The following is a 14,450-nucleotide window of genomic DNA, read 5'->3' as shown; positions in this document are numbered from 1 at the left end:
TACGCGACGTGAAGTCTTCGCGTAGGCCGACCGTCCCGGTCGGCGGAAGAGGCCGTCCCGGTCGGCGGAAATTGACGTTGGCCCCTCGGAACGATCGGCGCAGGACGAACACGCGTCCTGCACACGGCAACTACAGCCCCTGCGCTTTGCCCCCCTTCGCGCCCTGTGATATACTCTCGCCACGTTCAATGCCTGCCGCCGCGCGCGGTCATCAGGTGGCGTAGTGGCTTGAGTACACGGACCGCAGAAGTCTCCCGTCTGCTACGGGACCGGAGCCGCGCAACCCCCGGACTGATGGCATTTTGGCTGGGGCTGGGCCTGCTGGCGCTGTCGGTGGTGCTGGGTCTGGTCACTGTCCGGGGCGCAGCGTTCCCAAAACCCCGGGTGCGCGCTGCGACCGTTGCCGAAGCGCCCGATCCGGCCTATGCGGACCGCACCATCGTGGCCGCACCCTCCGGGGAGCCTGCAGCATTGCCCCTGTTGAGAGCACTGGTGCTGCGCCTGGTGATCCTCGCGGTGATGTCAGCAATCGGCGCCGGCGCCGCAGTCTGGGGCCTGCGCGCATGGCTGATATTCCGGCGGACAGGGGCAAGAAGAGAGGTGGACGATGGCCGGTCGCAAGAGCGAGAAGGATGAGAAGCGGCTGCATGCGGTGGTATCAGGACGGGTGCAGGGAGTGGGGTTCCGCTACTATGTGCAGCGCGAGGCCGCGCGGCTGAAGCTCACTGGCTGGGTGCGGAACCTGGGGGATGGGAACGTGGAGGTCATGGTGCAGGGGCCGCCGGATGCCGTAGAAGAGATGCTCAAGAAACTGCGCGAGGGCCCGCCTTTCGCGTGGGTCCGCGATGTTGTCACGAACTGGAAAGAGCCGGACCCTTCGCTGGTAACCTTCGAAGTGCGCCACACCGGATGGTAAGCCAATGAGTGACCAGGTTTCGGTGGACTGGTGGCGGCGGTTCTTTGAGAGCCCCGACTCCCTTGAACTGTCCTTTTTCCCCTCGGACCGCGAGACCGACAGCCAGGTGCGGGGGCTGGTGCGCATGCTCAAGCTCACGCCGCAGGACCGTATCGCCGACATCTGCTGCGGCTACGGACGGCATCTCGCGCGTCTGGCCCGGCGGGGGATGAATGTGGTGGGCCTGGATGCGTCGGAGATGATGCTGGATTGCGCCATGGCGGTCTTCGCCGACCTGAAAGTATCCGCACCGCTGATCCGCGGCGACGCCCTGAATCTGCCCTTCGCCGACGAGAGCCTGGACGTGGTGGTCAACCTGTTCAACAGCTTCGGGTACTTCCTCGAAGATGGGCAGAATGAGACGGTGCTGCGCGAAACCGCGAGAGTCCTCAAGCCCGGCGGCCGCTTCCTGCTAGACACCCGCAACCGGCAGTTCCAGATCCTGTACGCTCCCTATTGCCAGTCCCACGTCACCTCCACCGGCAAGGAGCTCATCCTGCGCTGCCGGTATGACCAGGCCCGCAGCCGCATGAACAGCCGCTGGTCATTGCCCGACGACCCCGGCCAAATTGTTCATGAGGCGTCGATACGGCTGTACGGGCTGGACGAACTGCGAGAACTGATGCAGGCAGCGGGATTTGAGGAAACGGGCGTCTACGGAACCTACCAGGGGGAGCCCTTCGCGGGACACCACCGACAGCTTCTGTACGTGGCGCGGAAGGCGTAGAGGCGGCAAAGGCGAACGGCACCAGCGGACTGGCATCGCGCTTCGCTGCCATTTGCGAAGCGGGTGCCTGTACCCGGTTCGGCCCAATGCGGGGACGGCGGACAGGCAGGATTGCCTGTGCCACTGACGATCAACAGCCGGCGCGGTACGAGCCCGCGCCCTACAGACAGCAAGCCCTTCTCGTCCGTTAGGACGATTGGCCGAAGGCCCACAGCCCAGGGTTTCAACCCGGGGCAGAGACTCAGCCCCCGACCACGATCCTGCCCTGGCCGGTGTAGCTTACCGAGCCGCGCTTCGTCACGTAGTTGGCGATCTCATCGGCGAGACCCCGCGTGCCGGTGCGGACACGATTAGCATCGCCGAAGATTGTGAAGTATCCGGACCCGCCTTCAGCCAGGCTTTCGGGCATCGCTACTTCGTAGCTTGCCGCGTCATCCAAAGGCGCGAAGCCCGCGTTGATGGACTTCACCTTCCGGCCCCGGGGCGCGTTCGGGTCATACACCACGGTCAGGCCGGAGACCTGGAGAAAGAAGACCCGGGGTGTGGGCGCGAAGGACACGGAGCGCTCCATTGCCGCGCGGATCTGGCTTCCCGTGAGGACAAGGACCGCCCACTTCTCCTCCGGATCGTGGAGCAACTGGGCGATCGCCGTCTGCGTCACCTTGCCGGGCGCGATCTCGCCGGGCTTGAAAACCACGGCAGGCGCCATCGCCAGCGTCGTGCCCGCGGCGTCGGAAATCGCGTCAGTGGTCAGGTCGCCGAATGTCGTCTCTTCCGCGTCGATCCCCACGGTTGTGAGCGTCGTGCTGGTGGTGCCATCCGCCAGCGCCCCCGGCAGAGTGAGCACGACCGCCATCGTGATGATCGCCGCGGTCAGCCAGTGAAGGGTCTTCATTGCCCCTCACCCCCTTGGCCCGCAAGCCACTGCAGATAGGCCTTGATGAAGTCGTCGATGTCGCCGTTGAGCACCCCTTCGACATCCGACTTCTCCACGTTCGTGCGATGATCTTTCACCATCGTGTACGGCTGCAATACGTAACTGCGGATCTGGTTGGCGAAGGAGATTTCACCTTTCTCGCCGCGCAGTCCCTCAAGTTCTTGACTCTGCTTACGCCGCTCAAGTTCATTGAGCCGCGCCTGGAGTACCTGCATGGCTGCCCGGCGGTTCGCATGTTGCGATCTTTCATTCTGACATTGTACCACGATCCCGGTGGGAATATGTTTGATGCGCACCGCCGAGTCCGTCTTGTTCACATGCTGTCCGCCCGCGCCGCTGGACCGGTATGTATCAATGTGAAGGTCCTCTTCTTTAATCGGCACCCCTTCGCCCTCGGCGATTTCCGGGATGACGTCCACCGATGCGAAGCTGGTGTGCCGACGCTTTGAGCTGTCATACGGCGAGATGCGCACGAGCCGGTGAACCCCGGCCTCGGCTTTCAGGTAGCCGAAGGCCATGGGCCCCTCCACCTTCGCCGTTGCATTTCTTATGCCCGCCGAGTCGCCTTCCACATAGTTGATGACATCGAACTTGTACTTGCGGAAGTTTTCGGCCCAGAAGCCGTACATGCGCAGAAGCATCTCGGCCCAGTCGCAAGCTTCCGTCCCACCGGCTCCGGCGGTGATAGTGATGATCGCATTGTTCTGATCATACGGACCGCTGAGGACCGTGGCGAGTTCCAGGTCCCTCAGGTCGCGCCGGGCCTTCTCCAGGCCCTCGCTGAGCTCCGCCTCCAGGCCTTCGTCTCCTTCTTCGACAGCCAGCTGCGCGAGAGTTTCTAGATCCTCGATCTCCTGGCGCAACACGCCCCAGGGCTCCACGAACTGCTTGAGCTGGTTGATCTTCTGCATGTGCTTCTGTGCGGACTCGGGGTCGTCCCAGAATCCCGGCTCTTCAGTCACCTTCTCGAGTTGTTCGAGATCAGCCCGGCGCTGGGCCAGGTCAAAGACGATTCCCCATTTCATCAAGGGAGTCGCGCAGTTGTGATAGCTCGTCGCGGATTTCCATCAGCATGGGTGTTCCCTCCACCCGGTGAGATTTTGGTGTGATTGCAGCGGTCGCCCCTGCAGACGGCTAAAGGCGAACATCTGACGGGCGAGACGCCCGCCCCTCGCGGTGAAAGGCGACGGCGGACAGGATTTCCTATCCCACCGGCGGCTCACGGCCTCAGGCCTTCACCTTGTTCATACAACATTTCTTGTACTTCAATCCGCTGCCGCAGGGACACGGGTCGTTGCGGCCCGGCTCCTTCTCCTTGACGACGGTGCGTGATCGGCCGCGGTGATCTTCCGCCGCTTCCGTCATGGGCGTACTTTCTTCCATGTCCTTGACTTCCATCGCGCGCTGTTCCACCACAACCTCCGTCGTCAACACCGCGCGGGTCATATCCCGGGCCACGTGATCCAGGAGGGCCTCGAAATACTCGAAGGCTTCCTTCTGGTACTGCAGGAGCGGATCCAGTTGCCCGTAAGCCCGAAGTCCCACGCTGTCTCGCAGGTAGTCCATCTCCTGCAGGTGCTGCATCCAGCGTGTGTCGATGATGCGCAGGAGCCAGCCGCGCTCGATCTGGCGCATGAGCTCCGGGCCGATGAGCGCCTCGCGCTCCTTGTAGAAGCTGACCGCTGCCTCCGCTAGGTCTTCGGCAAGATGCGGGCCATTCATGTCCCACACGTCGTCGACGGTGAGGCGTTCTTCCAGGCCCGGCACGGCTTCGATCAGGGCTGCGTACAGGCTATCGATGTCCCGGTCCTCGGCGTGGATCTGCATGCTTGCATACGTGTCCACGACGCCGTTCACCGTGCGCCGGACCATGTTCAGGACACTCTCGCTGATGTCCTCGCCCATGAGCACCCGACGGCGGTCTCCGTAGATCACCTCGCGCTGCTTGTTCATGACGTCGTCGTACTTGAGGGTGTGCTTGCGGATGTCGAAGTTCCGCATCTCCACCTTTTCCTGGGCGCGCTCGATGCTGCGGGTGACGATCTTGTGCTCGATAGCCTCTTCCTCGGGCCAGGAATTGAGGAAGAAACCGAAGCGCTCCGGGCCGAACAGCCGCATCAGTTCGTCTTCGAGAGACACGTAGAATCGCGAGCTTCCCGGGTCTCCCTGGCGGCCCGAGCGTCCGCGCAGCTGGTTATCAATGCGCCGGCTCTCGTGGCGTTCGGTGCCGATAATGTGCAGACCGCCGAGAGCCTTGACTTTCTCCTGCAGTTCGGGGTCGAACTTCCGGCCGTCGTCCGGCTTGCCGCCAAGAACAATGTCCACACCGCGCCCCGCCATGTTGGTGGCGACGGTAACCGCACCCGGCCGGCCGGCCTGGGCGATGATCTCGCCCTCCTTCTCGTGGTACTTGGCGTTCAGCACATTGTGAGGCACGCCTTCCACGAGAGCCAGCTTCAGCCGTTCGGCGTACTTCTCGCGCAGATCAGCCGGGGTGGAGTCATCCACCACTCGCAGGATGCGCAGATACTCGGCAATGTTGGATTCGGCGTCGGGCTTCATGTCCACGCCCAGTTCCCTTGCGATGGGCCGCAGAGCGTAGCGGTCCTGGCGCTCCACGGGAACCCGCAGGGCGTTGAGGTACTGCTGCCGGGTTTCTTTGGTCAGCTTGACATCGGCGCCTTCGTAGATGCGGTGGATGCACAGGTCCACAAGGACATGCATCTGCAGAGGCTCGGCGGCCAGGCGACTGCTCACGTACTCGCTGAACTCAACCGACCGGGTGCCCACAAGGGTCGGCTGCTCGCGGATATATGCCTGGAGAATGTCGCTGACGATGGCGCGCTGCTTGGCCTCGGCGGTCTTGAAGACGATGTCAGGGAAGTCCTTGCGGGCAACGGGACGATTGGTTGGGACCACAACCACGGGCATGTTATAGATGCGAACGAACTCTGCTTCTTCTGTCTTTGCGGTGCCCGTCATGCCCGCCAGTTTCTTGTACAGTCGGAAGAAGTTCTGGTACGTGATGGTCGCTACGGTCTGTCGGGCTTCTTCGACACGCACGTGCTCCTTGGCCTCGATGGCCTGGTGCAGACCGTCGGAATAGCGCCGTCCGGGCTGCAAGTGACCGGTGAACTCGTCGACGATCACCACCTCGCCATCACGCACCACGTAATGCACGTCCCTCTTGTAGAGCGTGTGCGCTTTGAGGGAGGCGTTCACATGGTGAGCGATGTCGAGGTATTCGGGGTCGGACAGATTGCTGATGCCCAGCATCTGCTCGACCTTCTCCTGCCCCTTCTCGGTGAGAGCAGCCTGGTGGAACTTCTCATCCACGATGTAATCGCCGTCAGGCGTCTCGTCCTTGTTGTCCTGGTTTGTGGACGGCCGCAGCCTGCGCACCACCCGGTCCACCGCTTCATAGAACTGCACCGTCTGCTGGGGTCGGCCCGAGATGATGAGCGGGGTGCGGGCTTCGTCAATGAGGATGCTGTCCACTTCGTCCACGATGGCGTAGTTCAGTTCGGGCAGACACAGCTGGCTGGGGTGCCCGGCCATGTTGTCCCGCAGATAGTCGAACCCCAGCTCACTGTTCTCGACGTAAGTGATGTCCCGGGAATACATTTCGATGCGCTGCTCCGGGGACATGTCATGCTGTATGTACCCCACGGTCAAGCCCAGGAACCCGTACACCTGTCCCATCCACTGCGCTTGCCACTTGACCAGGAAGTCATTGGTGGTGACCAGGTGCGCTCCCTTGCCTGACAGCGCGTTGAGAACAAGGGGGAGGGTGGCGGTGAGGGTCTTCCCCTCGCCGGTCTTCATTTCGGCGATCTTGCCCTCATGCAGGACCATTCCGCCGATAAGCTGCACATCGAAAGGCCGCTCACCCAGAACGCGTCGTGCGGCCTCGCGAGTCAGCGCGAAACTCTCCGGCAGGATGTCGTCCAGGGATTCCCCATTCTGGATGCGGTCCCGGAGTTCCTGGATCTTGCGCGGAAAGTCCTCGTCCGCAAGCGCCTGCATCTGGGGCTCCAGGGCGTTGATGTCCTCAACCCGCCGCCGCATGCGCTTGATGATCTTCGTATTGGGGTCAAAGGCCCCAAGGATTGCTGCCCAGAGCGAGCCCATCCTTACTGTGTCTCCTTTGGTTCCGCGGGGGCCTGGGGCTGCGGCGGTGCAGCAGTTGCGGGCGCGTATTTGTCACCGTCGATCTTGAGCTTGCCGCCAGGCCTCGAGGCCATCGGCGTCACGCTCAGGCCCCTGGCCTCCATCTGCTTCTCCAGCCGGGAGCGCCGGCCCAGGGGTGCGGTGCCCCCGGTGATCCCGGTCAGGTCGACCCGCAGGCCGATGCCGTTGTTCACGTCCCGGTAGTACAGCCCCCACGTGAGACACCCGGCGCGATAGGAGACGCCCACCTGATAGTCCTTCATGTCGCCCTCGTCCAGGTCGTAGCGCGTCCACCCGTCCAGTTTCCAGCGGTCATCCACATCCCACTCAAGGCCCGTAGCAAGCTCGGTCTGAATATCTACGTCGTCGAACAGGAAAGGCGTGGTGCCGCCAATGAAATGGTGCCGGAGTGTCACATCGCCCCGCAGATTGTCGGTGATCGGCCCACCCAGTCCCGCGAATGCTTCGAGATCCGTGTAGGTCTCGTCGGTAGAGTAATTGCTGATGCGCGCCGCCGCTCCGTACCAGTCGCCCTCGCGGTTCTGGTAATTGCAGGCGTTCGCGGTGTAGGTCAGCGTCGCATGGCTGCGCCAGGCATCCACGCGCGGGCGGTTGACCCGAATGTCGTCCCGGCGCTCGAGGCGCTCCCGGTAGTAGCCGGCCTCGAGATCGAGTTTCAGCTCATTGTCGCAGCCCTTGCGGGGCGTGAACCAGTACGTCGCCCCGACTTCGGGAAACTGGTCCACGGCGATGGCATCGGTCACGTCGTCCACCATTCTCAGACGCCTTGCGACACCGAAGTCGAAGTCCCACGGTCCGCGCTCGTGTTCTACGAAGGCGCGGCCGATGATGCCGGATTTTGCGGTCAGGCTCCCCACGATCGCCGCGTTGTAGGCCTCGCCCACGGGAGTCATGCGCACGGCGAAGGGCACGTTGATCCCGTCCAGACTGTTGTAGCCGGGCATGCCCAGCGTGTACGGCTCGCCTGTTCCACCGCCGCCGATGCCCGTGCGGATCCAGGGCACAAGCGGGATGGTGACGCCGTACAGCCTCAGCTTCGCCCCGTAGATGATGACCCTTCCGTTCGCCGGATCGTATTTGATGCGTTTTGCGAGGATTGCGAAGTCTGGATTATCCTTGGGGCAGGTGGTCATCCGGGCGTGAAGGATATTAGTGATGTCGCCCTGCTTCACCACGCCCTTGCCCTTGAAGTACACCCTGCCGGGCTCCGTGTAGCGTGAACCCTCAATCGGCGGGATGGCGCCGTAACCCTCGGTGTCCTTGAGCGAAAACTCCCTTGCCGGGGCATTAATGGCCAGGTCACGCCCGACCATGAGCGCGGGCCCCACAAGCAGACGCGCCTGCCCCGGAACCTGTATGGTTCCCTTCTCGAGGTCGGCGATGATCTCGTCTGCCTCAACGAGAGTGGCGCCTTCGCCGAAGTTGGGCATGCGCACCCAGATGCGGGCATTGCCGGACACGGTAGCGCGCTTCCTGTCCGCGCTGTAGGTGACACGGTCGCCATCCAGCGTGAGAGTGATTGGCTCCTCCTCCGCCGGATTGGATTTCTTCTTCGTGTCCGCCGCATCGGCAACCATGGCGCCCGATTGGACAAGCAGGAGGAAGCCCGCCCAGAGCAATGCTGAAGTCAGTCTCATTCCCCTTGCTGCTCCGGTTCGTAGAATGGTAGGCAACCGAAAAACCCCGGCCCACGGAATGTGAAGCCGGGTCGATATGCTCCAGTATACCAAAACGCCGTGGGGCCCTCAAACGTTCCGGGGGGAGGACGGGTGCCTTCCCCGGAACCAGGTGGGCTCGGTCGCGTCGGGGTACGGTCTCCTTTTTCAGGCCCGCCGGGCTGCGGAAAGTGGGCTGCCTTCACCTCACAGCCTGCGACGCGGCCCGCAGCCTCTGAACGGCGAACGCACAGCCACTCGCCACGCTCATCATCTCTGCCGCTCCCTTCGGGGGCTCACGCGATCCGGGGTAGGCCGAGTCCACGGGTTCCGTTCCGCTTCGCTCCACTCCACCCGTGGCTATAGGCTGCCGCCCGCTCCGCGGGCTGTGGGGTGATGACTCAGGGCGAAGGGCGCGCGGAACGCGAATTCGGCCTCAACCGGCACGCATCCCCCGAACCCGGTGCCCCTGGCGGAGGACGGCCCCTGACCCACAGCCCCGTGCTTCAACGCGGGGCATCTCGCGACACCCGACCTGCCTCCTCGTCCGGAGAACGGACGGCCCCTGACCCCCAGCCCCGTGCTTCAGCGCGGGGCATCTCGCGACACCCGACCTGCCTCCTCGTCCGGGGGACGGACGGCCGAAGGCCCACAGCCCCGTGCTTCAACGCGGGGCATCTCGCGACACCCGACCTGCCTCCTCGTCCGGGGGACGGACGGCCGAAGACCCACAGCTCCGTGCTTCAGCGCGGGGCATCTCGCGACACCCGACCTGCCTCCTCGTCCGGGGGACGGACGGCCGAAGGCCCCCAGCCCCGTGCTTCAGCGCGGGGCCTCCGACGACACCCGACCTGCCTTCTCGTCCGGAGAACGGACGGCCCATGACCCACAGCCCCGTGCTTCAACGCGGGGCATCTCGCGACACCCGACCTGCCTCCTCGTCCGGAGGACGGACGGCCGAAGGCCCCCAGCCCCGTGCTTCAGCGCGGGGCCTCCGACGACACCCGACCTGCCTCCTCGTCCGGGGGACGGACGGCCGAAGGCCCACAGCCCCATGCTTCAGCGCGGGGCAACTCCCGCGGAGTGGAAAGTGTTATCCTTCCTGGATGAAACCGGGCAGCCCATCTCGCTGAGGCTATCCGCGGGGGTTCATCGCTTGCGGCTGTCCACGCTGGAACGCCGGGCCAATCTGGGCTATATTCTGCTAATCCCCGAGAGCGCGGGGCAGTGATTCTGAGTTGAGAGGGAAGCGGGCAGTGAAACGCGGTATTCTGGCGATTATTCTCATCGCGCTGGCGCCGGTCATGGCCGCCGCGCAGGATGCCCCCCTGGAACTCACGGGCTTCCGGGCCGAAAGCTGTGTGCTGGCGCCCGTGGGCGACCTGTTCAAGCCATTGGGCTTCGCGGTCACGTGGGATGTGGCCAGTGACGCTATCACCCTCACCGACGCGGCGGGAGCAATGACGCTCACCATCGGCGAGACCGCGGTGGAGTTCCGCGCGCCTGACGGCCAGAGCCGGAAGACCGAGCTGCCTGTCGCGCCTGCGTACATCGGAGACAGGCTCCAGGCGCCGGCGCGAGAACTGCTGGCGCTCGCGGGCCGTGAGGTGCAGGCAGTCGAGGACAGCGCCGAATCGGTCACGTGGCAGATTGGAACGCGGCGGGTAGTCATCCGGCTTCTCGCCGAGGCGGAGCAGCGCATCATCGACCGGGCAACCGGTTCCGTGGTGCGGCTCGACACCGACCGCGGAAAGATCTACCTGGACCTGTTCGACCAGAAGACCCCGGTTGCGGTGGGCAATTTCCTGGACCTCGTGAGCCACGGGTATTACGACGGCCTCACCTTCCACCGGGTCATTGCGGATTTCATGATCCAGGGCGGCGACCCGCTGGGCAATGGCTGCGGCGGCCCCGGATATACCATCCCGGATGAGGCTGACCGGGGCCTGCGCCACTTCCGGGGAAGTCTGTCCATGGCCAAGACATCGGAACCGAATACGGGCGGCAGCCAGTTCTTCATCTGTCATGTGCCCTGCCGACACCTGGACGGAATACACACGGTCTTCGGGCATTGCATCGAGGGCATGGAAGTGGTGGACGCCATCAGGGTCGGGGACAAGATCAACCGGGCGGTGATCCTGCGGCGGTCGCCATACGCCGATGTAGCGGTGCAGAAGTTCATGAAGGCGCGGGTGATGGATCCTTTGGAGTAAGGGGAGACCGGGGAGCTGTCCCGCGTCGGCCGACCGTCCTGGTCGGTGGATTTATTGGAGTCGAGCGGGACGCTCGACCTACGCGTCCGGCAGGACGCCCGGCCGCAGGCCTCTAGCCACGGGTTTCAACCCGGGGCGTCCACGCGACCAAGGCACAGACCGCGTCGGCCGACCGTCCCGGTCAGCGCTGCGCCTCAAGGCGAGAAGTCCAGCCTCCCCTTCCGATCCATGAGCCTCACCGCGATCTTCTTATGGGGCGAACTCGCCGGGTACTCCCCAATGTCGTCCAACTTCACCCAGCGCGCGTCGGAATAACCGACCGGGCGTAATTCACCCGACACGATCCCGCACTCATACACGGACAGCACAATCGCCCTGTTCATCACGCCGTGCCGAACCCTGAATACGGGTTCGCGGACCGTCACCTCAAGCCCCAGCCTCTCGTGCACATGCCGGGCCAGCGCCTCGGCGCCGTCCTGCCCGACGTCCTCGACCTGTGGAAACTCCCACAGGCCCGCCCAGACAACGCCCACGGGCCGCTGTGCCATGAGCACTCGGCCATTCTGCTGGATGATGGCGGCCGCGTTGGCGCATTTCACCATCGCTGCGCGTGGGGGCATCTGGGGCAGCTCTTCCTGCCGGCCGGATGCCCTTGCAGCGCAAAGCGTCTCCCAGGGACAGCCGTCGCAGCCGGGGTTTCTCGGGCTACAGACCGTGGCGCCGAGTTCCATGAGCGCCTGGTTGAGGTCACCCGGGCATGCGCATCGAGCCATGGCTGCCGCCGCTGCGCGTATCTGGTCTCGCGCCGGCCTCTTCTTCGGGTCGCCCTCAATCACCAGCGCCCGGCACAAGACACGCTCCACATTGCCGTCGACTGCGGGGACGGGTTCGCCGAAGGCGATGCTCAAGATCGCCCCGGCGGTGTAATCGCCGATGCCGGGCAATGACCTCACCACTGCGAAGTCCCGCGGGAACTGGCTTCCATGCTCAGCGACAATTCTGCGCGCGGCAGCCTGGAGGTTCCGCGCCCGGGAGTAGTAACCCAAGCCTGCCCAATGCGCGAGCACGTCCTGCTCCGGCGCCTGTGCGAGCGCCTCGACCGTTGGGAAGCGCTCCATGAATCGCAGGTAATAAGGGGTGACCGTCGCCACCTGGGTCTGCTGCAGCATGATCTCCGAAACCCAGATCGCGTAGGGGTCGTGAGAGCCCCGCCACGGCATCTCTCGACGGTGTGTTTTGAACCATTCTAGCAGCGCTTCACGAAGGGAGTCCGTACGGGCTTCACAGGTCGCCGGCAGGGCAGGGGCGGGTGCGGCCAATTTTCGCGTAGAAGCCGTTTTCCGGGGCATTTCGGGCATTTTAGCTTTCTCGGGAAATCCCGTCCAGAGGGCCCGGACTCCTTGACGATTCAGGCCGATTCTGGTATCCTGTTGGTCGGCGGAAAACCCGCCTGAATACAGCAATAATCATCGCTTGGAGAGGCGTGAAGGGAGCCGTCGTGAGGGCTCCAGCGCGGCCCCTCCACACATAGCAGAGATGGCTGGCGCCGGCGGTTCCCAAAGCCCTTTCGGACCCCCGGTTGTTCCTTGGCCTTGCCACCATTCTCCCTTGAGATCTTCCCACCATACACACATCACCCGGAGCCACCGTGTGCTCCGCGGATTGCCGGTTCCACCGACCCAACCCCGGCCGGTGGCGCTGTCTGTCGCTTTGTGCGCCCCGCGAGTCCGCCTAAGGAGAGCTGCCTGATGGCCGAACAACAGGCTTACGATGCCGCACAAATCCGCGTTTTGAAAGGTCTCGAAGCCGTGCGTCGACGCCCGGCAATGTACATCGGCTCCACGGGACCCCGCGGCCTGCACCACATCCTGTATGAGGTCGTGGACAACAGCATCGACGAGGTGTTCGTCGGCGTCTGCGACACGATCCACGTGCGTCTCCTGGAGGACGGTTCGGCCGAGGTCGAGGACAATGGCCGCGGCATCCCCGTGGACATGCACCCCACCGAGAAGCGTCCCGCCCTCGAAGTCATCATGACCACCCTCCACGCCGGAGGGAAGTTCGACGGCAGCGCGTACAAAGTCTCCGGCGGCTTGCATGGCGTGGGTGTGTCCTGCACAAACGCTCTGTCCGAATGGTGCGAGGTGGAGGTTACCCGCGACGGCAATCTCTACTACCAGCGCTATCACCGCGGAGTGCCCCAGGGCGATATGCGTGAGAACGGCAAGGCCCGCAAGGGCTCCCACGGCACCCGCACGCGCTTCATGCCCGACCATGAAATCTTCGAGACGGTGGAGTTCGACTTCGATACCGTCGCCAAGCGGCTGCGCGAATTGTCCTTCCTGAACGCCGGGGTGCGCATCATCCTCACGGACTTGCGCCCCGGCAGGGAGCGCGAGGAAGTATTCCATCACAAGGGCGGCCTCGCGGCATACGTCGAGTACCTGAACGAGGGCAAGGAGACGCTCCACAAGCCCATCTGCTTCTGCCAGGAACGGGACAATGTGGAGGTCGGCGTTGCCCTGCAGTACAATGACGGAATCCACGAGAACATCATCTCCTACGCAAACGCCATCCACACCGTCGAGGGTGGCACTCACCTCTCCGGCTTCAAGACCGCTCTCACTCGCGTGGTGAACAACTACGCCTTCGCGTCCGGCCTGCGCAAGGAGAAGGAGCGCAATCTCACGGGCGATGAGGTGCGCGAGGGCCTTGCCTGCGTCATCAGTGTGAAGATCCTGCACCCGCAGTTCGAGGGGCAGACCAAGGCGAAGCTGGGCAATAGCGAAGTGGAGGGCATCGCCAACTCCATCACCTATGAGAAGCTGACAGAGGCGCTGGAGGAAAACCCCGCCGTCGCCAAGCGCATCGTGATGAAGGCGCTCACCGCCGCCCGTGCCAATGACGCCGCCCGGCGCGCCGCCGAGGCTACGCGTAAGACGGCGCTGTCTTCCGGCGGCCTCCCCGGGAAGCTCGCGGACTGTTCCAGCCGCAACCCGGAGGAGTGCGAGCTGTTCCTGGTTGAGGGAGACTCCGCCGGCGGCAATGCGAAGCAGGCCCGGGACAGCAAGTTCCAGGCGATCCTGCCCTTGCGCGGCGTGATCCTCAACGTGGAGCGCTACCGGCTGGACAAGATTCTGGACAATGCCGAAATCCGGGCGATGATTACGGCGCTGGGGACGGGGATCAACGTCTCAACCAACGGCGACGGCAACGGTAATGGCGACGAGGAGGCCTCCAGCAAGTTCGACCTGAGCAAGCTGCGCTATCACCGCATTATCGTCATGGCCGACGCGGACGTGGACGGCTCGCACATCCGCACCCTGATCCTGACCTTCTTCTTCCGCTACATGGAGCCGCTCATCCGCCATGGGCATGTGTATGTGGCCCAGCCGCCGTTGTTCCGGGTGAAGGCCGGTCGTGACACGTATTACGCCCTGCACGACAAGGAACTGGAGGCGCTGCTGGACCGCCTGGGCCGCCGGAGGGCGATTGTGAACCGCTTCAAAGGTCTGTCAGAGATGGCTCCGGAGGACCTTGCGGAGACCACAATGGCGCCGGACAAACGGATCATGCGTCGGGTGTCTCTGGACGAGGCGGAGGAGGCGGACAAGATCGTCTCGATCCTCATGGGCGACAATGTAATCAGCCGGCGGAACTACATCGTAGAGCACGCAAAGGAAGTCGAGAATCTAGACCTGTGGGCGTGAGGGGTGCTACGGGTCTTGGTTTCTGATCGGCGGGAGAGGAGTTCTGCCGCCCCTTCGGAGGC

The 14,450-nt window shown here is 63.9% G+C and carries 11 protein-coding genes; 6 read left to right on the top strand and 5 right to left on the bottom strand.

The window, feature by feature from the left end:
- The first annotated feature begins 228 nt into the window (after positions 1–228).
- Genes HPY44_06915 through HPY44_06905 form a run of 3 tightly spaced genes read left to right on the top strand, consistent with a single transcriptional unit; the run spans position 229 to position 1,682 of the window.
- Entirely contained in the window at positions 229–636 is a 408-nt protein-coding gene (locus tag HPY44_06915; protein ID NSW55722.1) for a hypothetical protein, read from the top strand.
- On the top strand, positions 608–916 hold the full coding sequence (locus HPY44_06910) for an acylphosphatase (GenBank protein NSW55721.1): 309 nt from the start codon (positions 608–610) through the stop codon (positions 914–916). The genes HPY44_06915 and HPY44_06910 overlap by 29 nt, the downstream gene beginning before the upstream one ends.
- A gap of 4 nt (positions 917–920) precedes the next feature.
- On the top strand, positions 921–1,682 hold the full coding sequence (locus tag HPY44_06905; protein ID NSW55720.1) for a class I SAM-dependent methyltransferase: 762 nt from the start codon (positions 921–923) through the stop codon (positions 1,680–1,682).
- A 241-nt stretch (positions 1,683–1,923) separates the two neighbouring features.
- Here HPY44_06905 and HPY44_06900 read toward each other — a convergent pair whose 3' ends face one another.
- The 4 genes from HPY44_06900 to HPY44_06885 all read right to left on the bottom strand — a co-directional run bounded on the left by HPY44_06900 (position 1,924) and on the right by HPY44_06885 (position 8,447).
- Positions 1,924–2,577, bottom strand: coding sequence for a 5'-nucleotidase C-terminal domain-containing protein (locus tag HPY44_06900; protein NSW55719.1), 654 nt, complete (start codon positions 2,575–2,577; stop codon positions 1,924–1,926).
- Positions 2,574–3,693, bottom strand: a protein-coding gene (locus HPY44_06895) for a peptide chain release factor 2 (protein NSW55718.1) whose coding sequence is annotated in 2 segments (ribosomal slippage) — positions 2,574–3,635 and positions 3,637–3,693 — 1,119 coding nt in all. Because the reading frame shifts where the segments join, the coding sequence is not laid out codon by codon here. Before HPY44_06895 ends, HPY44_06900 begins: the two co-directional genes overlap by 4 nt.
- 153 nt (positions 3,694–3,846) lie before the next feature.
- A complete protein-coding gene (locus HPY44_06890) occupies positions 3,847–6,750 on the bottom strand; it encodes an SEC-C domain-containing protein (protein ID NSW55717.1) in 2,904 nt (967 codons plus the stop codon).
- 2 nt (positions 6,751–6,752) lie between these two features.
- Positions 6,753–8,447, bottom strand: a complete 1,695-nt coding sequence (locus HPY44_06885) for a hypothetical protein (GenBank protein ID NSW55716.1) — start codon at positions 8,445–8,447, stop codon at positions 6,753–6,755.
- A 1,072-nt stretch (positions 8,448–9,519) separates the two neighbouring features.
- Here HPY44_06885 and HPY44_06880 point away from each other — a divergent pair.
- Together HPY44_06880 and HPY44_06875 are read left to right on the top strand one after the other, a co-directional pair.
- On the top strand, positions 9,520–9,696 hold the full coding sequence (locus HPY44_06880; GenBank protein ID NSW55715.1) for a hypothetical protein: 177 nt from the start codon (positions 9,520–9,522) through the stop codon (positions 9,694–9,696).
- A gap of 25 nt (positions 9,697–9,721) precedes the next feature.
- Positions 9,722–10,678: a peptidylprolyl isomerase gene (locus HPY44_06875; GenBank protein ID NSW55714.1), complete on the top strand. Its 957-nt coding sequence runs from the start codon at positions 9,722–9,724 to the stop codon at positions 10,676–10,678.
- Positions 10,679–10,872: 194 nt separating this feature from the next.
- Here the strand turns inward: HPY44_06875 and mutY are convergent, their stop codons facing one another.
- The gene (gene mutY / locus HPY44_06870; protein NSW55713.1) at positions 10,873–11,997 is read right to left on the bottom strand and encodes an A/G-specific adenine glycosylase; all 1,125 of its coding nucleotides are present in this window, start codon (positions 11,995–11,997) and stop codon (positions 10,873–10,875) included.
- Between the two features lie 429 nt (positions 11,998–12,426).
- Between mutY and gyrB the strand changes: the two genes are divergently transcribed.
- Positions 12,427–14,388, top strand: coding sequence for a DNA topoisomerase (ATP-hydrolyzing) subunit B (gyrB, locus tag HPY44_06865; protein NSW55712.1), 1,962 nt, complete (start codon positions 12,427–12,429; stop codon positions 14,386–14,388).
- The last annotated feature ends 62 nt before the right edge of the window (positions 14,389–14,450 follow it).

Source organism: Armatimonadota bacterium, assembly GCA_013314775.1.
GTDB lineage: Bacteria > Armatimonadota > Zipacnadia > Zipacnadales > JABUFB01 > JABUFB01.
Note: the sequence above shows the minus strand (reverse complement) of the source record. Positions and strands in the feature narration are given on the sequence as shown.

Coding starts and splice junctions, on each gene's coding strand:
- HPY44_06910 (NSW55721.1), top strand. CDS start 608: ATGGCCGGTCGCAAGAGCGAGAAGGATGAGAAGCGGCTGCATGCGGTG.
- HPY44_06905 (NSW55720.1), top strand. CDS start 921: ATGAGTGACCAGGTTTCGGTGGACTGGTGGCGGCGGTTCTTTGAGAGC.
- HPY44_06900 (NSW55719.1), bottom strand. CDS start 2,577: ATGAAGACCCTTCACTGGCTGACCGCGGCGATCATCACGATGGCGGTC.
- HPY44_06890 (NSW55717.1), bottom strand. CDS start 6,750: ATGGGCTCGCTCTGGGCAGCAATCCTTGGGGCCTTTGACCCCAATACG.
- HPY44_06885 (NSW55716.1), bottom strand. CDS start 8,447: ATGAGACTGACTTCAGCATTGCTCTGGGCGGGCTTCCTCCTGCTTGTC.
- HPY44_06880 (NSW55715.1), top strand. CDS start 9,520: ATGCTTCAGCGCGGGGCAACTCCCGCGGAGTGGAAAGTGTTATCCTTC.
- gyrB (NSW55712.1), top strand. CDS start 12,427: ATGGCCGAACAACAGGCTTACGATGCCGCACAAATCCGCGTTTTGAAA.